Origin of the sequence: Pusillimonas noertemannii (genome assembly GCF_003096595.1) — a bacterium.
GTDB classification, from domain to species: domain Bacteria; phylum Pseudomonadota; class Gammaproteobacteria; order Burkholderiales; family Burkholderiaceae_B; genus Pusillimonas; species Pusillimonas noertemannii.
The window spans coordinates 15791-38557 of the sequence record NZ_QEKO01000002.1; the positions used below are offsets into that span (position 1 = coordinate 15791).

Genomic DNA, 22767 nt, shown 5'->3' on the forward strand with positions numbered 1-22767 from the left:
AGATAAGCCGACATGACCACCGTCATTCCCGCCCCCACCGCCATGCATCGCACATGGCAAGCATGCCTGTTCGGCCTGCTGATGCTCGTGCTGGGCATGTTCGCCGCCGGCACCGCCAAGGCCCAGCTTCGCGTCGACATCTCCGGCGTGGGCGCCACGCAATACCCCATCGCCATCGCCGACTTTTCCGGCGACCCCAAGGGCCAGCTCATCAGCGAGGTCATCAGGGCAGACCTTACCCGCTCGGGCCAGTTCCGCCTTATCAATGCCACCGGCACAACGCTTGACGCCGAAAGCACGGTCGACCACGAAAACTGGCACAGCCGGGGCGCCGACTACATAGCCTATGGTTCCATCACGCAGGCCGGCGGCCAGTACACGATCAGCTATCGCCTGGCCAACGTCATCCAAAAAAACCAGCTCGACGGCGTCGCCTTCAGCGGCTCCGAAAAAGAACTGCGCCGCATCGCCCACCAGATTGCCGACCGCATCTATGAAAAAATCACCGGTGTGCGCGGCGTCTTCTCGACCCGGCTCGCCTATGTCGTGCAAAAAAACAACACGCACGAGTTACAAATTGCAGACGCCGACGGCCAGAACCCGCAGGTCATGCTGCGTTCAAAGCATTCCATCATTTCCCCGGCCTGGTCGCCCGATGGCTCCAAGCTTGCCTATGTCAGCTTTGAAACAGGCAAGCCGGTCGTGTACGTCCAGACCCTGGCCACGGGCGAACGCTTTCCCATCGCCAACTTCAAGGGCAACAACAGCGCTCCGGCCTGGTCTCCCGACGGACAGCAGCTTGCCATCACCCTGTCGCGCGACGGCATTGCGCAAATCTACACCATCAGTGCCGACGGTTCCGGGCTGCGCCGCGTAATGCGCTCGCCCCTCATCGACACCGAGCCCTTCTTCACGCCCGACGGCAGCGGCCTGGTCTTTACCAGCGACCGCAGCGGCAGCCCGCAGATCTACCGCGTTCCGGTCTCGGGCGGCAATGCAAGCCGCATCACCTTCAACGGCAGTTACAACATTTCACCGGCCCTCTCGCCAGACGCAAAAGAACTGGTGTACGTTACACGAAGGGATGGCGCATTTCGCATCGGCCTGCAAAACATGGCCACCGGGGCCGAACAATTATTGACGGAAGGCCCCGATGACGAGTCGCCCAGTTTCGCGCCGAACGGGATGCAAATCCTCTATAGTTCCATACAAGGCGGACGTAGCGTGCTGGCCGTAGTATCTACCGATGGCCGGGTGCGTCAGACTCTGTCGACCTTGGACGGCAAGGTACGCGAACCCACCTGGGGACCATTTACCAACTAGTTTTTTCGTGACTCTTTTCTAAAAGGAACTCAAATGAGATCGCGCATCGTAAAAAGCCTCAGCATTGCCGCATTTGCCGCCTCCCTGGCGGCTTGCAGCTCAGTGCCTCTCGACGAATCCCAGTCTGGAAGCGGCGCCGGCACGGGCGGCGGCGCGTCAACCGGCCAGATCATGGACCCCTTCAACCCGCAAAGCCCGCTGGCGCAGCAGCGCTCGGTGTACTTCGAATTCGACAGCTACGTGGTTCCTGACCAGTATCGCAACGTCGTCGAAATGCATTCGTCCTATCTGGCCAGCAACGCCCAGCAGCGTGTCGTCATCGAAGGCAACACCGACGCCCGCGGCGGCGCCGAGTACAACCTGGCCCTGGGCCAGCGCCGCTCCGACGCAGTCGCCCGCATGATGACCCTCATGGGCGTGCGCACCGACCAGATCGAAACCATCAGCTTCGGTAAAGAGCGTCCCCGCGCGCACGGCAACACCGAGGCCGATTTCGCTGAAAACCGGCGTGCAGATATCGTCTATCAGCGTTAATCTACGGTCTTGAGTCACTGCGACGCCGCGGCGGCCATCCGTCGCGGCGTTTTGTTTACTCCAATATTCTTGTCAGTCCGCCGCATTGCCGCGGCGCCGGAGCTTCCCGATGCGCAGATTCGTTTCCATGCCCCGACCCCAGGTTTTGGCCGCCACCCTTGCCCTGACGTTCTTCATGCTGCCCGCCCACGCCTTCGCCGACGATGAAGCCCGCCGGGCGATTCTCGAACTGCGCCAGCAGGTAAGGCAAATGCACGAACAGAACCAACAGGCGCGTTTCCTGCTGGCCGACCAGATCGAAACCCTGCAGCACGAGCTGGCCGAGATGCGGGGCCAGCTGGAACGCATGCGATTCGAGCTCGACATCAACAAGCGCTCGAGCCAGGACCAATCAGGCGGCAGCTCGATCCAGGTCAGCAACCCGCAAGAGCAGGCGGCATTCGACAACGCCATGGGGCTGTTTCGCAGTGGCAAGTACAAAGAAGCCGCGCAGGGGCTGAACAGCTTCCTGAGCGATTATCCCAACAGCCAGCTGGCCTCCGAGGCCAGGTTCTACCTGGGCAGCAGCCAGTACGCAACCAAGGACTTCAAGGGCTCTATCGCCCAGCTGCAGCAACTTGTCCAGGCCGCGCCCAACGACCCCCGCGCCCCCGACGCCTTGCTAATCGTTGCCGCAGGCAAGATCGAACTCAACGACATGGCCGGCGCCAAAACCAGCTTGCAGCAGATCGTGCGCGATTATCCGCAAAGCTCGGCGGCCGACACGGCCAAGAGCCGGCTGGAACTGCTGCAGTAAATCCTGTTTCATCCGCCGTAGGCTGTGCAGGGCCAACCGGCCCCGCCCTGCCCTTGCCTGCTCTCGACTCTCGTGCCAATCGCCCGCATCCAAGGGCGTGCTTCCATGTTTGAACCGCTTACCCGTCTGCCCCTTCGAAGCATCGACGATGCCGGCCATCCGCTCAGCTACGTCGAATCAGGACAGGGGCAGGTATTGCTGCTGGTCCATGGCTCATTGTGCGACTTGCGCTACTGGCGCTGGCAGATTCCAGAGCTAAGCCGCCATTTCCGCGTCGTCGCGCCCAGCTTGCGGGGCTATTGGCCCCACGCCTTCGAGCAGGCCAGCCCCTTGTTCACCGTAGAGCAGCACGCGACCGACCTGGGCAAGCTCATCGACGAGACCGTGGGCCGGCCCGTTCATCTGCTGGGCCATTCGCGGGGTGCGCACGTCGCACTGGAGCTGGCCGCGCAGGCGCCCAGCAGAATCGCCTCTTTGATCCTTGCCGACCCGGGACGGCAGGCCACGCCCTCCGCCACTGCCCTGGCCTTTCAAAAGCAAGCGGCCGACCTCCTGGCCCGGGGCGACGTGGAAGGGGCGCTGGCGGGCTTCATCGACACAGTCAACGGCGCCGACACCTGGCGGCGCATGACGGGCTGGTTCAAGGAAATGGTGCGGGACAATGCCGGCACCTTGTTCTCGCAGGTGGCCGAGCACGACATCGCCTTCGACCCATCGCGCGCCGGGGCGCTGAAGTGCCCGGTCCTGCTGCTGGGCGGCGAGCACAGTCCGACCCGCTTCAAGCGTTCAATGGACGTTCTGCAGGCTTTTCTGCCGCAAGCCCAGCGCGACGTGATTTCGTCAGCCTCGCACGGCATGAACCTGGGCAATGCCCGAGCCTTCAATGCGCGCGTCGAACGCTTCGTACTTGAAGCGCAGGCATGACAGGCCCGCGGCTTCCCGGTTAACCCGCCCGCTCCGCCCCATCGCCGCCCGACGGGCGGCATGGAGCCTCGGCTGTTGGCTGTTGGCTGTTGGCTGTTGGCTGGCGGGCTATTTTGCTAGCGTGTTGGCCGGCTTCACTTCGCAATCGGCCTGGGCCTTGTCGCCGGAAGCGAGCAGAAACTGCATGGGCACTATGTCGCCCACCTTGATTTCCTGCGTAGGCTTCTCGAGCATGATGTGATAGCCGCCCGGCTTGAACTCGAGCTTTTGCCCGGCCTGGATTTCGGCGCCATGCACATGCGACATGCGGCTCATTCCATCGGCATGCGTGGTTTGATGCAGCATGACGGCCGCGTAGCGTGGCGAGGCGGCGCCAGTAAGCGTAACGGCCTGGGCGCCTTTGTTTGCCGCCACGAAATAGCCGGCCGACGGTGCGGGCGCAGGCACGAGGCGGATCCAGCAGTCGCTGACCGCAAGCGCGGTGGAAACCGGCATGGCGGCAATGGCTTCCGGCGAAGGCGCGGCCGCCATGGCGTGACCACCCTGGCCATGCGCCGCGTGGCCTTCCGGGGCTTGCCCATGGCTGCCGTGGGCATGGGCATGGGCAAGCTGGACGGCCCCCTGCGGGGCGGATGCGTTGGCAACGGGCATAGCCATGGCCAGGGCGCCCAACAGGGCCAACGCGGCGGCGGATGCGTGATTCATGTTCACTCCAGGTGATTGAAGATTTGGCCTTGAGTTTACCTCGAACTAAATTCGTCCCTTCCGCATGCCGTTAACCATAGCTCCAAGTACAACCATGAAACGGAGCAACTATGCGTTGGATCAGCGGCACGACAGTCAGGTTTCGGCTTGTTGGCGGATTCCTCATCGTGGCGGCGATCGCGGCCGTCATCGGCGCCCTGGGCATCCTTTCGACCCAGCGCATGAACGAGATGGCCGATCGCATGTACGAACGCGAACTGCTGGGCGTAGTGTCGGCGTCCGAGGCCAACCTGCACATCGTCGCGGCCGGGCGCGCCCTGCGCAGCACACTGCTGGCGCCCGACGCCGAAGTGCACGTGGCCGAATACTACGCCATGGAATCGCGTTTCGACTCACTGAAATTCGAACTCAAGAAACTCGAGAGCATGTTCGACACGGAGCGGACCCGAAAGGCCGTCCAGGATGCTCTAGGCGCCGTCGAGGCATATGAAAAGGCAGTCAAGTCGCTGGTAACGCAGAATCGCGCCGACCTGCCCGACCACGAGGTCGTCACCGAACGGCTCTTCAATGAAATCCGCTCGCTGGGCGACACCGCCGAGATCCTGGTCAGCCTGCTCACCCTGGAAAAGCAGAACATCGCCCAGGAGTATGCCAAAGAGATGGGGGACATCTACCGCAGAACACTGTACAGTTTGATCGCCCTGACACTGGGCGGCGCGCTGCTGGCCATTCTGCTCGGCTGGCTCATCACACGCTGGCTGACTCGCCAGCTTGGCGGCGAGCCCCGGGACGTCGCCCGCATCGCCGGCGCCATCGCCCAAGGCGATCTCACCAGCCATATCGATACCCGCCGGGCCCGGGACGGCAGCATCGTGGCCGCCATGGGCCGGATGCAGGAATCGCTGCGCAAGGTCGTGTCGGCGGTGCGCGGCAGCAGCGACCATATCGCGACGGGATCCAGCCAGATCGCCGTCGGAAACGCCGACTTGTCTCAGCGCACCGAAGAGCAGGCGGCCAACCTCACCGAGACCGCCGCCGCCATGGAGGAACTTTCCAGCACCGTAAAGAACAACGCAGACGTCGCCCAGCAGGCGGCGGGCATGGCCGCCCAGGCCAGCGCCTCGGCCACCAGGGGAGGCGAGGTGGTGAACGAAGTGGTGGCGACCATGAACGAGATCAATGCATCGTCCCGAAAAGTAGTGGACATCGTCGGGGTCATCGACACCATCGCATTCCAGACCAATATTCTGGCCTTGAACGCCGCTGTCGAAGCGGCCCGTGCCGGCGAACAGGGACGCGGATTCGCCGTCGTCGCCAGCGAGGTGCGCAGCCTGGCGCAAAAATGCGCCTCGGCCGCCAAGGACGTCAAACACCTCATCGACGATAGCGCCCAGAAAGTGGAAGCCGGCGGAAGAATGGTCGATGCGGCCGGGGCGGCCATGTCGGACATCGTCGCCCAGGTCAAGCGCGTCACCGACCTGATCAGCGAGATCAGCGCGGCGACGGTCGAGCAGACTTCGGGCCTGAACCAAATCAACGACGCCGTCGCCCAGCTAAGCGATGTCACGCAACAGAATGCCGCACTGGTCGAGCAATCGGCCGCGGCGGCCGACAGCCTGCGTGGCCAAGCCCGGCAGTTGGTGGACGTCGTGGGCGTGTTCAATCTCGGCCAACAAGTCGAAGACGCACCTCCTACTGCGGCGCCGCTCGCGCCGCCCCCGCGCTTGACCGCGGCATCAGCCGCCGGGGAATGGGATGAGTTCTGAGGGGGGCCCTGCTTCGCGTAGACGACAGCCGATTGGGTGGTAACATTTGAAGCTGTCACCCTCACCCATCGAGTAGTGTTTCCATGGCCGTCTTCGACATCGATCCCATCGTCAAGTCTCTTCATGCCATCCGCCAAGACTGGCGCGATTCGCAAAGGCGTCCCCGCGAACCGGACGGACGCGAATTTCCGTCACGCGAAGCTGTCGCGCAGGCCATGAACGAGCTCAAGGGCGCGCTTTTTCCGATGCGCCTGGGTCCCACCGACCTGCGCCACGAAAGCGAAGACTACTATGTGGGCTACACGCTTGAATCCGCCCTGCACTCCCTGCTTGACCAGGCCCGGCTCGAGCTGCGCTATCTGGCGCGCAACGACGACGATGTCGGCGACGTCGCCGTGCAAGCCCGGGCGGCCGAGGCAATTCGAAACCTGGCCCTGTCGCTGCCCCAGATACGCCGCTTGCTCGACAGCGACACCCTGGCCGCCTACCATGGCGACCCGGCCGCGCGCACCGTCGACGAAGTGCTGCTGTGCTATCCCGGCATGGAAGCCATGATCTACCATCGGATCGCGCACCAGCTGTACCGCCAGGGCCTGCCCCTCCTGGCCAGGGTAGCTTCCGAACTGGCCCACAGCCAGACGGGTATCGACATCCACCCCGGCGCCCAGATCGGCGGCAGCTTCTTCATCGATCACGGCACCGGCGTAGTCATCGGCGAAACCACCATCATCGGCGAACGCGTGCGCATCTACCAGGCGGTCACCCTGGGCGCCAAGCGCTTTCCCACCGACGAGAACGGCTCGTTGCAAAAGGGGCTGCCGCGACATCCCATCGTCGAAGACGATGTGGTCATATACGCCGGCGCCACCATCCTGGGACGGGTTACCCTGGGCAAGGGCTGCGTCATCGGCGGCAATGTCTGGCTGACCCAAGACGTTCAGGCCGGCAGCTACGTCACCCAGGCCGACTGCACGCCCAGCCGCCAGGAATCCACCGCCCGTCTCTGACGGCAAGCCGCTGCACGCGTAAAGCGGGCATACCCGCTTTGCGCGCCACAGCCCGGGCTAGGCTAGAACGACTGCGTCAAAGTCAATATGCCCGCGGCTCGCCCGGTGAAGCGCCCGCTGCTGTTGGTGTAGAGGTCACGGTGGGCATTGGTGTCGACATAGGCCAGCGCCGCCGTAAAGCCTCCCCACGTCTTGCTGAAGCCGATCGACCAGTCCGCATACGAACCGTCATCCAGATTTCGCACGCGCTGGTAGCCCACATGGCCATCGAAGTTCAATCCCCACACTCCGGTGGGCAGGCTGGCGTTCAATTCGTAGTATTGGCTGTTCTTGCTGTCGGGCACGCCAAACAGGTTGGTGAGCGCGTGCGAATACTTGAACGTGACCGGGCCGTAGCCCAAGCCAAGAAACAGCTCCGTCGTATGCGGACGAGTGTATCCGCCCGGATAATCGCCGGGATAGAAGTACTGGAGCACGCCCGTGTCGATGGTGAAGTCGCCCCCCAAGGGGCCCGCATACCCCGCAAAGAAATCCATCTCGACCGGCGCCGAGACGTCGGGGTGCGAGTCGCCCAGCCAACTGATGGTGGAGTTCCAGTTGCCCACGTAGAAGCCGCTGGAATGCGTCAGGCCGAAGCCGCCCTGCACTGCCGGCTTGTTGTTCGTCTGCATCAGGCCGCGATAGCGGTACTGGCTGGCCAGCGACACATTGGCCTCGAACGTGAAGTCCGACGCGCCGGTCTCGGCGGCGCCGACAGGTCCGGCGACACACGCGGCCAGCCCCAGCGCGGCGACCACCTTTGAGTAAGTGGCTTTCATCTTGCATGCTCCTTGTTTGAGTGAAATGGGAAGCCCCATTGCTCAATACGCAACATGCATGCCAATTTGCCTGCCCGCGAAAGCGGCTCGGCCCATGCCTTGCCGCCGGATGTACCGCAGGCCCGGCTCAATCGCCCGTCTGCTTGTGGAAAGCGGCTGCCCGCACGCCATGGCCCGGGCTTGGCGGCGACCCCAAGAGCCCCATGACAGGGCGCCGGACGCCCCGTGCTGGTGCAGGACCGGAATGCTTGCAAGCAGCGGCTGACGCTTTGTGAGTTTGTGAGTGTTAACAGGCCCTAGGACTTGTGCGCCTGGGCCGCCTTGCGCCATGCGCTGGCCAGCCAGGGCTGCTGCTCGCGCGGCAGGCCCTGGGGACGGTAGTAGTGTTCAAGCTCTGTGAAGCCCGCCTGCCCCAGCAACCGGCGCCAGGACTCCAGGTCGTGATAGACCCCATAGCGGGCGCCGTGCCAGCCCTCTTGATTGGCGCCGCGCGGGTTGGAGCTGAACAGCACGCCCGATGGCTTCAGGCAGGCATTCAGCTGGGCAAGGACGCGCGGCAGGTCGGCGCTGGGCACATGAAACAGCGAAGCATTGGCAAACACGCCGTCAAAGTGCGCCGAAGGCAGATCGAGCGCCAGGAAATCCTGGTGCCAGACCTCGCACCCCGTCGCTTCGCGAGCCATGGCCACGAACTCTTTGGAGCCATCAAGGCCCACCGGCTGATGGCCTAGCTGCAGGAAGGCCGCCAGGTCGCGGCCCGGCCCGCAACCGAAATCGAGTATGCGAAAAGGCGCGGGGGCCTGGATGTGGCGCAACAGGGCATCGATATTCTGGCGCACATCGTGTTCTTGCGTGCCGGCCCGGAACGCAGCGGCCTTGCTGTCGTAGTCCTGTAGCGTAGCGGCCGTGACATCGGTGGCCGGACGGAAAACTTGCGTCATGCCGGAGAGGGCCTACTCCATGGTAAAGCCGACCTTGATGGTGACCTGCCAATGCGCAATCTTGCCGTCGACCACGTGGCCCCTTGTTTCGACGACATTGAACCATTGAATGTGGCGCACGGTTTCGCTTGCCTTGGCAATGGCATTGGAGACTGCGTCTTCGATGCTGGTGGGCGACGAGCCGGTGAGTTCGATCTGCTTGTAGACATGATTGCTCATGGTTCGCTCCTTGCGTGAAGTCGTTGGGGGTTGAACCATGGTAATGCCTTTGGCAGCCCGCCACAAGGCAGGCAAAGGCCGGTGCTTCAGACCTTGCGCATATGATTGTCCCACGACCGTCCGCCTTCTTCGGGCAGAATGAAGCGCATGCCGGCGGCGCCGGCCGCAGAGCCGCCGTTCGATTCAAATGCCTCAAGGCCGACACCCGCAATCGCGCCCAGGCCGCTGCTCAGCAGGAAGCCGCCGGATACCGCCGGCGCCACCCCGCAGCCGTCGTCCAGCGCCACTCGCCTGAGAAAGCCGCCCGTGCCGGCGTCCCAGAACACGACGCAGCCACCCACCGGGCTGGAAGTGGCGATGATGCGGCCGGAGGCGTCGGCCGCCACCGAACCCACATAGTTGCGCATGTCGCGCAGCACTTCGGGCGGCCCCGAAAACAATCGTATTGCTTCGCCCCGCCTGTGGCGCGCCACCAGCGCCGGGCGATCGCCTGCAGGCCCCATGTACTGGCAGCCCACCCACACCGCGCCCGACGCATCGAGCGCCATGTGGCGCAGGGAAAGCCGATACAGCTCCTGGGGCAGGAAGACCTGCTCGAGCAGGCGGCCGCTGCGCGCGTCGACATAGGCCAGCGAAGGCCTCATGGTGTCGAGGTTGAGTTCGAGCTTGCCGTAGTCGGGATGGGTAAGAATGCCGCCGTTGGCCACGCAAAGCGTGCGGCCGTCGGGCATGAGCACGACCTCGTGCGGGCCGATGCCGCCCGTGGGGCATTCGCCCACCCGTTTGTAGCCGCCCGCGTCCGAGGCGTCGTAGATGCCCAGCACGCCGCGCCCCGCCTCGTAATCGTTCTCGGTTGCGAACAGCAGCTTGCCATCGGGCGTATAGACGCCATGCCCGAAGAAATGCCTTTCGTCGGCCAGCTCGAGGGCACGCGGTTCATCGCGGCCATGCAGGTCGAAGGCGATCGCAAAGAAACCCGGCTGGCGGCCGAAAGCCACGGCACGACCACGGCGCGCATCAATGGCGAAACTATGGCCCCGGTCGGGCAGCGGCACGACTTGATGATCGGCACCGCTTGCATCGAACACGGCGGCTTCGTAGCGCCCTTCCCGCTTGCGGGCCGCCAGGTACAGCGGCGCGCCACCGTCGCGCGCCCGTATGGGCGTCGCCAGGGACGTGCCGCCCGCCGCCAGCAACAGGGCCAGGAAACGGCGCCGGTCAATCCCCATCGAGTGCATTGAAGCCTATCCTTACGCCCAGGGCGGGCGCCACATCCTGGTCGACAAGGTTCTTGGCATTGTTCAGCAACAGCCTTACCAGGACCAGCCCGCGATGGCTTTCTTCATCGCGCCAAAGTTGTTCGGTTCCGCCCCGCATGCCCTCGAGCTGGTCGACGGCCCTCTGCAGTTCGCCCCGCACGTTCTGGTCTATCCATTCGGCGCCGGGAAAGCTGTAGCCGCCCGCATCGTAGAAGGCCAGCATGCCCTGCGCGGCCGCCCGGAGCGAAACGGGTGCGAGATCGCTGCGCCAGAAAGGCGCTTTGCGGGGCGCGGCCTTGCCCGCGTCGGCGCCCAGAGAGGGTGCGAGCTTGACGTCGACCTGGAACTGCAGGCCGGTGGACAAGGCCTTGACCACTTCGGCGGCGACCTCTTGCGCATTGCGATACAAGGGATTGTCGGGGCCGGGCTGGGAAAACAGCCGTGCGAACTCGCCATCGGCCTTCCACAGCGCATATAGCTCGCCACCCACGCGTTCGAGGTTGCCGGCCACCGCCAGCGCATAGGCGCAAGCCGCGGCCTGGTCGTCGCCTTGCTTGCCCGACAGCAGGCCCTTGTCGCGATAGAGCACGTACTCGAGGGCGGGCAGACCCTGCAGCGCGACACTGTGCTTGGCCAGCCCCTGTGCGTCCGGAATCTCGCCGGCCGGCTTGGCGAGCAGGCCCTGCACCTGCCGGGTAGTGACGCCGCGCGGGTCAGGCCAGAAATAAATGCTTTCGAAGCGGTTGGCCTGGACCAGCGGGCCGAAGCGCAGGAACTCGATGCCCGACCAGGCGGCCACCAGGTGCTCGAACGCAGCCGCCACCTCGTCAGAGCCCGCCGCCGGATCGCCGCAGGCGCTTTGCAAGGCCTTGCCCATCTGGCCTGCCGCTTCATGGAACTGCTGCATGGCCGGTGCGATGTAGCCTTGGGCCAAACGGGCGCCCAGGCCCGAGGCGGACTCGGCTGCCGTTTGTGCAACAGCCATGCCGGGCATGGTCCAGGCCAGGGCCAGTACGGCGGCCCCCATCCATTGTTTGATCATGTGTTTTTCCTACAAAGATTCCAGGAAGCGCAACAGATTCTCACGCTCTTCCGGGGTCATGGCCACCACGCGGTCGCGCGCCGCCTGTGCCTCGCCGCCGTGCCAGAGGATCGCCTCCAGCAAGGTGCGCGCCCGCCCATCGTGCAGCCAGGTGGCGTCGGGATTGACGGTTTTGGTCAGGCCTATGCCCCATAGCGGCGGGGTGCGCCATTCGCTGCCGCTGGCCTCGCCCTCGGCCTGGCCGTCGGCCAGGCCCGGGCCCATATCGTGCAACAGCAGATCCGTGTACGGCCAGATGAGCTGGAAGCGATGCTCGGGCCGGGCAGCGTCGCGCCGCGTAACGTACTTGGGCACGTGGCAGGCAACGCATTGCGACTCATAGAACAGTTTCTTGCCCGCCAGAACGCGCTGATCATCGACATCGCGGCGCTGCGGCAGGGCCAGATTTTCGGAATAGAAAGTGACGAAATCGGCCAGCCGGGCCGGCACCTCGTGTTCGCCCAGGTGCTCTTGCGCACCATGGGGCATGGCCAGGCAATCGGCCTGCGCTTCGGTGCAATCGCCATGGTGATGAGGAAACAGGGGGGTTGACAAGCCCATGTCGTTCGAAAACGCGGTGGATGCCTGGTGGCGGACGTCGGGCTGCCCCGCCTTCCAGCTGAAGCGGCCCAGCACACGCTTGCCGTCTTCGGTCCACACCCAGTTTGGCTTGCCCGATATGCCGTCCGGCTTCTCGCGCGCGGCATGGGCCAGAATGTCGTCTTCGTGTATGGCCTCGAGCAGGCCCAGGCCCAGCATGGGCGGCGCCAGGCGCGGAGAAAGGGTGGTGTCCGGATGCAGCGGGCCGTAATTGAGGTTCTGGACACCATAGCTCGGTTCCATCAGCACTGCGGTTTCTCCGCCATTGAGCCGGACTGGTATCTCGCGGTATTCGATCAGCAACTGGCCTTCGGCGGGCACGCCCGCCACGGCAAAGGGCTGCAGCTGATTGCCATAAACGGGATCGGGCATCCAGGGAATTTCGCCGTGCTCGATGCGTTCGCGCACTTCGTCGACGCTTGCAGGGCGCGACAGGCGTGCAAGCAGGGCCACCGCGTCACGCTGCCCGAACTGTTCGAAGCCCGGTACCGTGCCTCGCCCGTCCTTCACGTGACAGGCCTGACAGGAGCGCGCATTGAACAGCGGCCCCAGGCCGTCGGAAGCCTGAGTAGACGAAGGCGACGACACCCAGTCTTTCCGGAACAGGCCATTGCCCACCAGGAACTCTTGCCGCCCCTCGAAGCTGAGGTTGGCGGCCGGATGAGAATAGATATCGGCGTTGATGTGCTTGCTGACGGTACCTGCGCCACCCTGCATTACCTCGAACGGCTCGGCTACGGCAAAGTCGGTGGCCGGCTGCGTGATCGCGGCAACGCGCGCCCGGTCTTCGGCGGAAAGGTCGTCCCGATGCGCAATCGGCCCCGACGCCGCTGCCGCCGATACCACGGCGGCCAGCATCGAGCCGATGGCCATGGACAAGGGGCCGTGGAGACGGCCCCTTCTGAACGAAAGAATCATCGTTTTCCTACTGGAACACTGCTTCGGGGCTGTCGAGGCTGTCGGAACCTTCGAGCTCGATCTGGCCCAGCTCGAGCGCCGCGATGACCCGCTCGAAGCTGCGCGTCTGCGCAATGAGGGCGTCAATGGCGGCCTGGACCACAGCGTTGCCCTCAGCATTGCCCTGGGCGATCATCTGGTCGTAGGTTTCGACCGTCTCGGCGCGCTGCTTCATGGCAAGCATGGCGTCATGGGTGTCTTGCATGCGCGCCAGCACTTCCTTGTCGAGCGCGGCGTCTTTTTCAGCCACCAATTGCGACAGGCTGGCGCCTTCGACCACGGAACCATCGACACGCTTGTAGCGCCCCTGGTAGACATTCATCATGCCGACCTGGTTGTAATAGTGCGAATTATGGGTGTTGTCTGAGAAGCAATCGTGCTCTTCTTCGGGGTCGTGCAGCATCAGGCCCAGCTTCATGCGCTCGCCGGCAAGCTCGCCGTACGAGAGGCTGCCCAGCCCGGTAAGCATGGCGATGAGGCCCTGCTGCGGGTCGGCCTGTACATCGGCGCGCGCGGCGCCCCCGGCCTTCCAGCTGTCGGCCATTTCCTGCAGGTCGTCGACAAGCATCTGGGTGACGACCGTAAGGTAGGTGGCGCGCCGCTGGCAGTGGCCGCCGGTGCAGTGGGCGGCATCGAAATCGGTATGCGGGCGATTGCCGGCATGGCGCTCTTGGGGCGTGCCCTGGCGATCGGCGGGCGCGGGGCCCGTGCCGTTAAGATCTTGCCCCCACAGCAGGAATTCGATGGCGTGATAGCCGGTGGCCACGTTGGCCTCGTTGCCGTCGGCTTCGTGCAGCACTTCGCCAAGCAGCTCGGCATCGATGACGCTGGTATCGACCGCCCTGCCGCCCACACTGATGGAGTCGTTGGCGATGACGTTCACCACATAGTACGCGTTAGCGTCGGATTCGGTGCCATATGAGGCATCGACGTAATCGATCATGCCCTCGTCGAGCGGCCAGGCGTTCACCCTGCCTTCCCAGGCATCGACTATTGGATTGCCGAAACGCAGCGCTTCGGTCTGCTGGTACGGCACCCGGGCATCGATCCAGGCGTGGCGCGCGGCCTTCAGGGTTTCGGCACTGGGCGCGGACACCAGCGCCTGGACTGCGCCCTGAAGGCGCTTGGCGGCCTCGAGGGCGTCCTGGTATTCGGCCTGGGCCAGGTCGGCATAGGTTTTGACAACCGCGGTTTTGTCGGTGGCCGCGTGGGCAGAGCCCAAGGACAGGGCCAGCAACGCCCCAAACAACATGCTACGCATCAGACTGCTCTCCTGGTTGGCGGACAGGCGCCGTTTTCGAAAGGCTAGTGTCCTGTTTAGTTAATTGTGTGCTTATATCCGGATGCATGGGCTTGTCAGGCAAGGCGCAAACCACAGCGATAGCCGTAGCTATCGCGCGGATTTGCAACGCCGCATGACCAGCCCAGGCGCCGAAGATAAGTACGCAAATTAGCTAAACAGGACACTAGATTCTAAACGATTATAATTATTAATTAGCGATTCTTTAAGCTTGCGTTAAGCTTTTGTTGGGAACCCGCTGTTTTCAGTGGGCCCAGACCCGCCCCCGCCCCATGAATCGGGCCGGGCCGGCGGGCGTAATACAGCTGCGCAGCCCTGACAGGGCCAGGGTCACCGACGCCAGGGGCAAGCCGATCAACATATACAAGACCCCGACGCCCAAGGCGGCCTGCGGCCCGCCCTCGACATCCATGCCCAAGACCCCCAACCCGAAAAACAGGCCGGCAAAAGTCCAGCAGGCAAGCCGCGAGACCGTTCTGGGCCAGCGCGCCCATGCCACCATGGCCGACGAAAGCAGGAACAGCGGGATCAATGACCATTGCAAAGACATGGGCTACTCCTGCATAGAAATGAGAATAATTATCATTATATAGACGGAACATCTGAAGATCAAGACTTCAAGGCTCCGGATTGCAGCCTTTGCCCTGCCCAGCTCTGCTCTTGCCCCTCTTGCCCCGCCCTCCCCTTACCTTGCCTTCTCCTTCCTCTCTCTCGCCTGGGCCGAAACAAGGGCTTCGCTGCGGCTTCGTCGTACAATTCCCGTTTTCCAAACCACCTCGAAGAAGCCGTATGACGACCCTGGGCACTCCCCTCTCTCCTTCCGCCACCCGCGTCATGTTGCTCGGCTCCGGCGAGCTGGGCAAAGAGGTGCTGATCGCCTTGCAGCGCCTGGGCGTCGAGACCATTGCCGTCGACCGCTATGCCGATTCGCCGGGCCAGCAGGTTGCGCATCACGCCCACACCATCGACATGAGCGACCCCGAGCAGTTGAAGGCGCTGATCCAGTCATGCAAGCCCCATCTCGTCGTTCCTGAAATCGAGGCCATCGCCACGCCCGCGCTCGAAGAGCTCGAGGCGGCCGGCCAGGCCCGCGTCATTCCCACGGCCCGGGCCGCCCGCCTTACCATGGACCGCGAAGGCATCCGCCGCCTCGCCGCGGAATCGCTGGGCCTGCCGACCAGCCCCTATCGCTTCTGCAACTCGCTCGAAGAGCTGCGCCGGGCCATCGCCGAAGGCATAGGCTATCCCTGCATCGTCAAGCCCGTCATGAGCAGCTCGGGCAAGGGACAAAGCCGGATCGACAGCGAGGAAGACATCGAAGGCGCCTGGAACTACGCCATGTCGGGCGGCCGGGTCAGCCACGGCCGCATCATCGTCGAAGGCTTCGTCGATTTCGATTACGAGATCACCCTGCTTACAGTGCGGGCACGGGACGAGGACGGCACCGTCGGCACGCATTTTTGCGAACCCATAGGCCACAGGCAAGAGGCCGGCGACTATGTCGAAAGCTGGCAGCCGCAACCCATGGCGGAGCTGGCCCTGCGCAATGCCCAGGAAGTTGCCCGCAAGGTCACCGACGACCTCGGCGGCTTGGGCGTGTTCGGAGTCGAGCTGTTCGTCAAGGGCGACCAGGTGTGGTTCAGCGAAGTCAGCCCGCGTCCTCATGACACCGGCCTGGTCACCATGATCAGCCAATGGCAAAGCGAGTTCGAACTGCATGCACGAGCCATCCTGGGCCTGCCGGTGGACACCCGTTTGCGCGCTCCGGGCGCCAGCGCCGTCATATATGGCGGCGTCGACGCGCAAGGTGTGGTCTTCGACGGCGTCGACGCGGCACTGCGCATTCCTCAATCCGAGCTGCGCCTGTTCGGCAAGCCCGAAAGCTTCGTGAAGCGGCGCATGGGCGTGGCCGTGGCCTACGACGAAACCACCGATGCCGCGCGAGGCCGCGCACGCCGCGTGGCTGACTGCGTCAAGGTCAGGCAGGCCGACATCCAGTCGTAAACCAGCATGAAATTGGCGCCTGGACCTTGCGGTTCAAGCGCCAATGCGACTACCCTTTTAGTGTGCACGGGCCCCCGGAGGAATCGACCGGGGGCTGCGGCCAGTTGTCAGGCCCGCGCCGACGCGTCGCGCTGCATGCCCTGGCCTATCAGGAACACCACCAGGCCGACTGCCAGGGGTATCCAAGACGGGACGAAAAGAGAAACGACGCCCAGGACCACGGCGATGAGACAGGTAATGCGTGCAAGACTGTTGCGCTGCCCAAGCACCGCGCCGATGGCGGTGCCGATGAGTATGGCCGCGAGAACATTGTAAACATAAAGCATGAATGCCCCCTTTTTGATTGTTGTGCGTGAAAGCCCGCGCTGCGCCGGCGACATGCCGGCCTTGAGCCGGCCGGCGCACCCTGTGCGACGGGCCTGGCCAAGTGCCACCGAGTGTAGCACCAACGGATGCGCTTATACATGGATGCGGCGCCCCGCACCATATCAATGCGTGCTGCCAACGGGACGACGATCGATGTCGGGTAAATTGAACGCCGACACCTGCGGCGGCCGGTCATAGCGCTCTACTTCGACCAGCACAGTTTGGGCCATGGGTGCCTGCGACAAGCGCGAACTGCCCAGATCCAGCGTCACGACATTGGGATTACCGTGCTTCTCGAGTGAAGGCGTGACCGCCGGATCTTCCGGATCGTACCACGCTCCGGTCGCAATCTGTACCACGCCGGGCGCCAAACCCGAGACTATAACCACCGTGGCCAGGAACCCTCCACGTTCATTGAACACCCGCACGCAATCCCCCTCATTGATGCCGCGCCGTGTCGCATCTGATACAGACAGGAATACCGGCTCGCGCCCTCCTCGCTCGGCTTCGCGACTCAATACACCTGCATTCATCTGGCTATGCAGTCGCACGCTCGGCTGATTCGACAACAGATGTAGCGGAAAGCGCTTGGCCAATGGCCCACCCAACCACTCCACCGGCTCAATCCAGCGGGGATGGGGCGGGCAATCATCGTAGCCATAACTTGCTATTCGCTCCGAGAAAATCTCAATCTTTCCGGATGGCGTCGGCAGCCGGTTCGCCACCGGATCCCGACGGAAATCAGCAAGAAACAAATTGGGCTCCCGCAGCATGGGAAACTCGTAATGGCCCATCTCCCAGAACTCGTCGAACGACGGCGGCCCATACCCGAGCTCAACCGCCTTCTCAAGTGCGCCGTTATACATATGGCGCAGCCATCCCATTTCATCACGCCCCTCAGTGTATGCCGCGCCGAAACCCAGTCTGTCCGACAGCTCCGCGAACACGTCGAAATCGTTGCGCGCACCACCCACGGGATCAATGACCTTGCGCATGGCCACGTAGTGACGCTGCAGGTCTGCTGCCAGGATGTCGTTGCGCTCCATTGTAGTGGTGGCGGGCAAGACGATGTCGGCGTACTTAGATGGCGGGTTCCACCACGGTTCGTGTACCACCACCATCTCCGGACGCCGCCACGCCTGGACGAAGCGGTTCAGGTTCATATTGTGGTGGAAAGGATTGCCGCCCACCGAATAGATCATGCGTATATCTGGAAAATCAATGACCCCGCCGTTGTATTCCAGCTTGCCTCCGGGGTTGAGCAACAGGTCTGCGACTCGTCCCACGGGAATGAAGGCCTTGACGGGGTTGGCCCCGAGCGGCAGCGTCGGACGCGGAATGCGATCGGGCCGGCTGACGGTGTTGCCGCTGACCGCGCCGAACCCTATGCTGAACCCTCCTCCGGGCAACCCGATCTGGCCCAGCATCGCCGCAAGCACCGCCGTCATCCATATCGGCTGCTCACCATGCTGGGCACGCTGTATTGACCAAGACGTGGTGATCAAAGTGCGGGTGCGCACCATCTCCAACGCCAGGTCTTCGATTTTCTGCGCGCTGATCCCCACTATGGAAGCCGCCCACTCTGCGTTCTTGGGCGTACCATCGTCCTGGCCAAGCAAATAGCGTTCGAACACGGCATAGCCTTCGCAATACTTGGCCAGAAACTCGCGATTATGCAAACCACGCTCGACCAGTACATGAGCAAGGCCAAGCATCATGGCAGTGTCCGTATTAGGGCGGATCGGCAGCCATTCCGCAGCGAGCTTTTGCGCGACATCGCTCCGGGTAGGGCTGATGTTGACGAAGCGTACACCCTTGGCAGCCGCGCGGTCGATCCAATCCGGGTTCTCGTGCAGCGCCGCCCCCCCCGCCTCGATCTGCATGTTCTTGGTGGCCGCGCCGCCGAACATCACAACCAGACCGCTGCTCTCGACGATCGAGGACCAGGGCACTACCATATCGGTAATGCCGGCGTCGCCGATCACGTAAGGCATGATGGCCATTGCGGCGCCAAAACTATGATTTCCCCGCTTATCAACATACCCGCCGTACAAGCCAAGAAATCGCTTGAGTACACTCGGTGAATGGTGAAAACGGCCGGCACTGGCCCAGCCATACGAACCGCCATATATGGCTTCATTGCCATGTTCGCCTTTGATCTGTTCTAGCCCGTCGACGATCAGCGACAACGCCTCATCCCAGCCGACCGGCACAAACTGATCGGCACCACGCTCTGATCGGGACTGCCCTCGTTTTCGCAAATAACCTTTGCGCACGTAGGGCTGATCAATACGGAGAGGGCTGCGCACCATATCCGGCAGACTGCGCATGAGTGGAGTCGGGGACGGGTCTTCGCTGAACGGATGCACGCCGACGATGTCGCCCGCCTCAGTGATCTCTACCCCATACACGCCCCAATGCGAGGCCGTTTGAATTATCTTGGTTGACGGCACGACAATCTCCAACATCTGTTTTGTTTCGGTTCGCAGATGCAACATGCTGCTACGTCAGTGCGACCGCTAGCCTCATTCCCCACCCAGGTACGCGCGCCGCACCTGATCATCATTCATCAACTGGTCTGAAGGGCCGCTGTGCGTTATGCTCCCCCCTTCAATGACATGCCCTTCGGACGAAACTCTCAGAGCTGCGCGGGCATTTTGCTCAACTAGGAGCACCGACAACCCAGCGCTCCGCAAATGTCCGATCTCCGCCAGTATGCTCTGAACAATCAACGGTGCCAGCCCCAAGCTTGGCTCGTCCAGCATCAGCAAGCGCGGTCGGCTCATCAACGCCCTACTCAAGGCGAGCATCTGGCGCTCTCCCCCTGAAAGCGTGTCTGCCCTTTGATTTCTCCGTTCGGCCAGGCGAGGAAAGCGAGCATAAGTCTCGTCAAGCAACTGCCTCAATTGAGAGGAGGAAGGCTTTCTGATATAGCTGCCGAGAACCAGATTGTCGAGTACAGACATGTCTCCAAACAGCTCACGCTGCTCCGGAACGAGACACAGCCCTAGATCCAGCCGGGTCTCGACATCAGCCTTGGCCACGTCAACACCATCAAAAAGGACCTCTCCACGCGCAGGCGGCAACAACCCCATCAACGACGCTAACAGAGTCGTTTTCCCGGCCCCATTCGGACCAATGATCGAGCTGATATGACCTTCATCGAGCGTAAAAGACACACCTCGCACAGCTTCGACTTGACCGTAAGCCACATGCAGATCTCGAACCTCGAGCATCGCGCTCATGCATCACCTCCGAGATATGCTGCCTGAACTTCAGGATCAGCACGTACCTGAGCGGGGTTTCCTTCGGAGATCTTGCTGCCAAAGTTCATAACCACCAAACGGTCGACTAGATTCATAACAAACTCCATGTCGTGCTCCACGATCAGAACGGTAACGCCCTCGGAGCGCAATGTGTCGAGCAGACGGGCCAGGGCTTGCTTCTCGAGCAGACGCAAGCCCGCCGCCGGCTCATCAAGCATGACCAGCACAGGGTCCGAAGCCAGGGCCCGCGCAATTTCGAGCAATCGCTGCGTGCCAAGCGGTAAGCTGCCGGCAAGCTCGTAAGCCTGGTCGGCCAGACCGACACGCTCCAACTGCCGCAGCGCTTCGGCCATGATGCTGTGTTCCTCTTGGCCGTTCAGACGCAAACCACCCCGCCATAAGCCACAATGGCCACGAGCATAGGCACCCAACGCAACATTCTCGAGCAAAGTCATGCGGGGACGCAGCTTGACATGCTGAAAAGTGCGCGCGACTCCCAGCAACGCAATCTCCCGCTGAGACAAATCCGCCGTGGGTACGTCAAGCAGCCGCACCGCTCCGTCCGTAAGAGGCAACGTCCCGGTCAGCAGGTTAAACATGGTGGACTTTCCAGCACCGTTCGGACCGATCAACCCGACGATCTCACCCGCATGTACATCGAAACTCACATCGTTGACCGCCACCAGGCCGCCGAACCGCTTGGTGGCTTTCTTGACGCTGACAAGCGGCGTGCCACGCTGTGGCAGCGCGCGTCGAGAGAGCTTGTATGACGCATCGGGCGAAATATTCAAGTGTCGCGACCTGAAGAAACGGCTCCGCCTGGTCAGCCTGGACATCAAACGGCTCAATGGCCTGCCCACACCACCCGGCATGCGCTCCAATATGAGCAAGAACAACAGCGCAAATACCAGAGAATTGATCTGCGACCCACGGCTGGTGAAATGAGGCAGCAAGTCTTGCAAGAAATTATTCAAGCCGATGTACAGGGCGGAGCCGATCAGCGCGCTTCCTAGCTGGGCGGCGCCACCGACAACCATCATGAATACGTAATCAATACTCGCGTGCAACGAGAATGGCGCAGTATTTATGTAACGATTGACGTGAGCGTACAACCAACCGGCCAAAGCGGCATACGCTGCAGCGACGACGAAAAGCGTCAATCGAACTCGGAATGCATCCGCACCGAAGCTGGCAAGTAGAATTTTCCCGCCACGTAAGGCGCGCATTGTGCGCCCCACGCGAGACCCCAGCAAGTTATATGCAAACCAGGCACCAAAGAACAGTATCAGCCATACCAACACAAACGACTTGTTTGCGTTGTCCAAGACCCACGGCCCGATCTGAATAGGCGCGATGCCGTCAATGCCCGAATGAGCGCCCAATGCAGTCGTATCGGCGATAACGAGCGGTACCGCGAGACCCCATGCGATGGTGCTCAAAGCAAGGTAGTGTCCTCCCAGTCGCATGGTGACGGCGCCTATGGCCCAGGCACTTCCACAGGTAAGCACAAGCGCGAACAGCAGGCCCGTCCAGGGTGAGAGCTGATGCGCCACAACCAGCCAGGCGCTGGCGTATGCGGCAATGCCGACAAATGCTGCCTGGCCGAAAGATATGGCCCCCCCTATCCCCGAAACGAGAATCAGCCCAAGCACCACAAGTGCGGCAATCCCGATGTCATTCAGCAACGATACGGCAAATGTGGCAAACACTTGCGGAATAATAAAAATGAGCAGCAAGGCGCCCAGGACGACTATGGCATTTCTTACGCGCGGACTCATACGTCCTCCTCCTCTTCGTCCAGCTCGGCACGTGACGCGAAATAAGAACGAAACACCAAAACAGGAATCAAAAGGCCAAATACGATGGCATCTTTTAGGCCACTATTCCAGAAGGATGCGTAGCTCTCCGAAACACCCACCAGCAGAGCGCCAAGCGCGGTCAACGGGTAACTAAAGAAACCGCCGATAATGGCTGCCACGAAGGCCTTGAGAGCAAGCATGAGCCCCGTGTCATAGTAGATGGTGATGATGGGAGAAATGAGCACCCCCACGATCCCCGCAAGAAACGCTCCGATGACGTGAGCCACGACAGCGGTATAAGCAGGACGGATACCCACTAAACGGGCGCCCACCGGGTTTGACGCCGTCGCATGCAGGACCTTGCCGAGCCTAGTGCGTTGAAATCCGAAATAGAACACGAACGCGAGCACTAGTGCGGTGCCCATGGTGAGCAGTGTCTGATAGCGTATCGAAAAGTTCGACGACAATGCCAAAGTCCCCTCAAGCTCAGCCTTCGTCCGCAGACCTTCAGGTCCGAACCAAAGCAAGCCGAGTCCCGAAAGCACCAAATCCAACACCAACGCGACGATGAGCAGTGACAATACCGATGCGTTGGCTATTGGCCTGAGCACGGCACGCTCCACCAACGGCCCCAAAGGAACGACAAGCAGTATCGCGGCAACCACTCGCAATGTTTCGGAATCCAGGCTTGCGGCCCACCACGCAATTCCACATGGTATCAACGGCAGCAGGCCCCAACTGATAAGAGTCTTGGGCATCAACCACATCTGTCGTAACCGAAGCAGGCGGAGAAACTCCATGGCCAGCACAATCAAAACAAATAGAACGACTAGCTTGATTGCCGCGGGGGTCTGCCCGTTCTCCATGGCCGCTAAACTTAAAGCGGCAAAAACCGCCATGCTGCCAAACGGAACAAAAATGACTCGTGTGACCGAAAAGATCAGAACGAGCCCCAGCCCGAACAGCATATATATTGCGGATCCTGCCAAGCCATCCGCCAGCAGGATCATTGCGATATCTGTATCCATTGTCATCATTCAAGTTGGGCGCATCAGATCCGGACTTGACGTCCGGACCCCTAATGCACAGACAGTCGAGTTGT

The 22767-nt window shown here is 62.3% G+C and carries 21 protein-coding genes; 7 read left to right on the plus strand and 14 right to left on the minus strand.

The window, feature by feature from the left end:
• Window positions 1-12 precede the first annotated feature (12 nt).
• The 4 genes from tolB (at window position 13) to C7440_RS07195 (ending at window position 3577) form a co-directional block, all read left to right on the plus strand.
• On the plus strand, window positions 13-1323 hold the full coding sequence (tolB, locus tag C7440_RS07180) for a Tol-Pal system beta propeller repeat protein TolB (protein ID WP_116517997.1): 1311 nt from the start codon (window positions 13-15) through the stop codon (window positions 1321-1323).
• Window positions 1324-1356: 33 nt separating this feature from the next.
• Window positions 1357-1857 (plus strand): peptidoglycan-associated lipoprotein Pal, encoded by a 501-nt coding sequence (gene pal / locus C7440_RS07185; protein ID WP_017525290.1) that lies wholly within the window; start codon window positions 1357-1359, stop codon window positions 1855-1857.
• Between the two features lie 109 nt (window positions 1858-1966).
• Complete coding sequence (gene ybgF, locus C7440_RS07190) at window positions 1967-2653, plus strand: tol-pal system protein YbgF (protein WP_116517998.1); 687 nt, start codon at window positions 1967-1969, stop codon at window positions 2651-2653.
• A gap of 105 nt (window positions 2654-2758) precedes the next feature.
• Window positions 2759-3577, plus strand: a complete 819-nt coding sequence (locus tag C7440_RS07195) for an alpha/beta fold hydrolase (RefSeq protein WP_116517999.1) — start codon at window positions 2759-2761, stop codon at window positions 3575-3577.
• A 108-nt stretch (window positions 3578-3685) separates the two neighbouring features.
• Here the strand turns inward: C7440_RS07195 and C7440_RS07200 are convergent, their stop codons facing one another.
• Window positions 3686-4282, minus strand: a complete 597-nt coding sequence (locus C7440_RS07200; protein ID WP_116518000.1) for a copper chaperone PCu(A)C — start codon at window positions 4280-4282, stop codon at window positions 3686-3688.
• A gap of 110 nt (window positions 4283-4392) precedes the next feature.
• On the opposite strand from C7440_RS07200, the gene C7440_RS07205 reads away from it, so the two are divergent.
• On the plus strand, window positions 4393-6048 hold the full coding sequence (locus tag C7440_RS07205) for a methyl-accepting chemotaxis protein (RefSeq protein ID WP_116518001.1): 1656 nt from the start codon (window positions 4393-4395) through the stop codon (window positions 6046-6048).
• 83 nt (window positions 6049-6131) lie between these two features.
• Window positions 6132-7055: a serine O-acetyltransferase EpsC gene (epsC, locus tag C7440_RS07210; protein ID WP_116518002.1), complete on the plus strand. Its 924-nt coding sequence runs from the start codon at window positions 6132-6134 to the stop codon at window positions 7053-7055.
• Between the two features lie 62 nt (window positions 7056-7117).
• Here the strand turns inward: epsC and C7440_RS07215 are convergent, their stop codons facing one another.
• The 8 genes from C7440_RS07215 to C7440_RS07250 form a co-directional block, all read right to left on the minus strand.
• Window positions 7118-7873 carry a TorF family putative porin gene (locus C7440_RS07215; protein ID WP_116518003.1) on the minus strand — a complete coding sequence of 252 codons (756 nt, stop codon included), beginning with the start codon at window positions 7871-7873 and terminating at the stop codon, window positions 7118-7120.
• Between the two features lie 296 nt (window positions 7874-8169).
• The gene (locus C7440_RS07220) at window positions 8170-8814 is read right to left on the minus strand and encodes a class I SAM-dependent methyltransferase (RefSeq protein WP_116518004.1); all 645 of its coding nucleotides are present in this window, start codon (window positions 8812-8814) and stop codon (window positions 8170-8172) included.
• Between the two features lie 12 nt (window positions 8815-8826).
• Window positions 8827-9033 carry a dodecin gene (locus C7440_RS07225; RefSeq protein WP_017525282.1) on the minus strand — a complete coding sequence of 69 codons (207 nt, stop codon included), beginning with the start codon at window positions 9031-9033 and terminating at the stop codon, window positions 8827-8829.
• 86 nt (window positions 9034-9119) lie between these two features.
• Window positions 9120-10271, minus strand: a complete 1152-nt coding sequence (locus C7440_RS07230; RefSeq protein WP_165832492.1) for a DUF1513 domain-containing protein — start codon at window positions 10269-10271, stop codon at window positions 9120-9122.
• Window positions 10252-11334, minus strand: a complete 1083-nt coding sequence (locus tag C7440_RS07235; protein ID WP_116518006.1) for an imelysin family protein — start codon at window positions 11332-11334, stop codon at window positions 10252-10254. Before C7440_RS07235 ends, C7440_RS07230 begins: the two co-directional genes overlap by 20 nt.
• Before the next feature lie 9 nt (window positions 11335-11343).
• Window positions 11344-12891: a di-heme oxidoreductase family protein gene (locus C7440_RS07240; RefSeq protein WP_116518007.1), complete on the minus strand. Its 1548-nt coding sequence runs from the start codon at window positions 12889-12891 to the stop codon at window positions 11344-11346.
• A 7-nt stretch (window positions 12892-12898) separates the two neighbouring features.
• Complete coding sequence (locus C7440_RS07245) at window positions 12899-14191, minus strand: imelysin family protein (RefSeq protein WP_116518008.1); 1293 nt, start codon at window positions 14189-14191, stop codon at window positions 12899-12901.
• 283 nt (window positions 14192-14474) lie between these two features.
• Window positions 14475-14780, minus strand: coding sequence for a hypothetical protein (locus C7440_RS07250; RefSeq protein WP_017522599.1), 306 nt, complete (start codon window positions 14778-14780; stop codon window positions 14475-14477).
• A gap of 239 nt (window positions 14781-15019) precedes the next feature.
• On the opposite strand from C7440_RS07250, the gene purT reads away from it, so the two are divergent.
• Window positions 15020-16234: a formate-dependent phosphoribosylglycinamide formyltransferase gene (gene purT, locus C7440_RS07255; RefSeq protein ID WP_116518009.1), complete on the plus strand. Its 1215-nt coding sequence runs from the start codon at window positions 15020-15022 to the stop codon at window positions 16232-16234.
• 107 nt (window positions 16235-16341) lie between these two features.
• Here the strand turns inward: purT and C7440_RS07260 are convergent, their stop codons facing one another.
• From C7440_RS07260 to C7440_RS07280, 5 genes are all read right to left on the minus strand, one after another.
• The gene (locus C7440_RS07260) at window positions 16342-16560 is read right to left on the minus strand and encodes a hypothetical protein (RefSeq protein WP_040547996.1); all 219 of its coding nucleotides are present in this window, start codon (window positions 16558-16560) and stop codon (window positions 16342-16344) included.
• Window positions 16561-16722: 162 nt separating this feature from the next.
• A complete protein-coding gene (locus tag C7440_RS07265) occupies window positions 16723-19098 on the minus strand; it encodes a molybdopterin-dependent oxidoreductase (RefSeq protein WP_017522602.1) in 2376 nt (791 codons plus the stop codon).
• 27 nt (window positions 19099-19125) lie between these two features.
• Window positions 19126-19845: an ABC transporter ATP-binding protein gene (locus C7440_RS07270; protein WP_017522603.1), complete on the minus strand. Its 720-nt coding sequence runs from the start codon at window positions 19843-19845 to the stop codon at window positions 19126-19128.
• Window positions 19842-21644 (minus strand): branched-chain amino acid ABC transporter ATP-binding protein/permease, encoded by a 1803-nt coding sequence (locus tag C7440_RS07275; protein ID WP_017522604.1) that lies wholly within the window; start codon window positions 21642-21644, stop codon window positions 19842-19844. Before C7440_RS07275 ends, C7440_RS07270 begins: the two co-directional genes overlap by 4 nt.
• On the minus strand, window positions 21641-22693 hold the full coding sequence (locus C7440_RS07280) for a branched-chain amino acid ABC transporter permease (RefSeq protein ID WP_116518010.1): 1053 nt from the start codon (window positions 22691-22693) through the stop codon (window positions 21641-21643). Before C7440_RS07280 ends, C7440_RS07275 begins: the two co-directional genes overlap by 4 nt.
• Between the last annotated feature and the right edge of the window lie 74 nt (window positions 22694-22767).

Coding starts and splice junctions, on each gene's coding strand:
- tolB (WP_116517997.1), top strand. CDS start 13: ATGACCACCGTCATTCCCGCCCCCACCGCCATGCATCGCACATGGCAA.
- pal (WP_017525290.1), top strand. CDS start 1,357: ATGAGATCGCGCATCGTAAAAAGCCTCAGCATTGCCGCATTTGCCGCC.
- ybgF (WP_116517998.1), top strand. CDS start 1,967: ATGCGCAGATTCGTTTCCATGCCCCGACCCCAGGTTTTGGCCGCCACC.
- C7440_RS07195 (WP_116517999.1), top strand. CDS start 2,759: ATGTTTGAACCGCTTACCCGTCTGCCCCTTCGAAGCATCGACGATGCC.
- C7440_RS07200 (WP_116518000.1), bottom strand. CDS start 4,282: ATGAATCACGCATCCGCCGCCGCGTTGGCCCTGTTGGGCGCCCTGGCC.
- C7440_RS07205 (WP_116518001.1), top strand. CDS start 4,393: ATGCGTTGGATCAGCGGCACGACAGTCAGGTTTCGGCTTGTTGGCGGA.
- epsC (WP_116518002.1), top strand. CDS start 6,132: ATGGCCGTCTTCGACATCGATCCCATCGTCAAGTCTCTTCATGCCATC.
- C7440_RS07215 (WP_116518003.1), bottom strand. CDS start 7,873: ATGAAAGCCACTTACTCAAAGGTGGTCGCCGCGCTGGGGCTGGCCGCG.
- C7440_RS07220 (WP_116518004.1), bottom strand. CDS start 8,814: ATGACGCAAGTTTTCCGTCCGGCCACCGATGTCACGGCCGCTACGCTA.
- C7440_RS07225 (WP_017525282.1), bottom strand. CDS start 9,033: ATGAGCAATCATGTCTACAAGCAGATCGAACTCACCGGCTCGTCGCCC.
- C7440_RS07230 (WP_165832492.1), bottom strand. CDS start 10,271: ATGCACTCGATGGGGATTGACCGGCGCCGTTTCCTGGCCCTGTTGCTG.
- C7440_RS07235 (WP_116518006.1), bottom strand. CDS start 11,334: ATGATCAAACAATGGATGGGGGCCGCCGTACTGGCCCTGGCCTGGACC.
- C7440_RS07240 (WP_116518007.1), bottom strand. CDS start 12,891: ATGATTCTTTCGTTCAGAAGGGGCCGTCTCCACGGCCCCTTGTCCATG.
- C7440_RS07245 (WP_116518008.1), bottom strand. CDS start 14,191: ATGCGTAGCATGTTGTTTGGGGCGTTGCTGGCCCTGTCCTTGGGCTCT.
- C7440_RS07250 (WP_017522599.1), bottom strand. CDS start 14,780: ATGTCTTTGCAATGGTCATTGATCCCGCTGTTCCTGCTTTCGTCGGCC.
- purT (WP_116518009.1), top strand. CDS start 15,020: ATGACGACCCTGGGCACTCCCCTCTCTCCTTCCGCCACCCGCGTCATG.
- C7440_RS07260 (WP_040547996.1), bottom strand. CDS start 16,560: ATGCTTTATGTTTACAATGTTCTCGCGGCCATACTCATCGGCACCGCC.
- C7440_RS07265 (WP_017522602.1), bottom strand. CDS start 19,098: ATGTTGCATCTGCGAACCGAAACAAAACAGATGTTGGAGATTGTCGTG.
- C7440_RS07270 (WP_017522603.1), bottom strand. CDS start 19,845: ATGAGCGCGATGCTCGAGGTTCGAGATCTGCATGTGGCTTACGGTCAA.
- C7440_RS07275 (WP_017522604.1), bottom strand. CDS start 21,644: ATGAGTCCGCGCGTAAGAAATGCCATAGTCGTCCTGGGCGCCTTGCTG.
- C7440_RS07280 (WP_116518010.1), bottom strand. CDS start 22,693: ATGGATACAGATATCGCAATGATCCTGCTGGCGGATGGCTTGGCAGGA.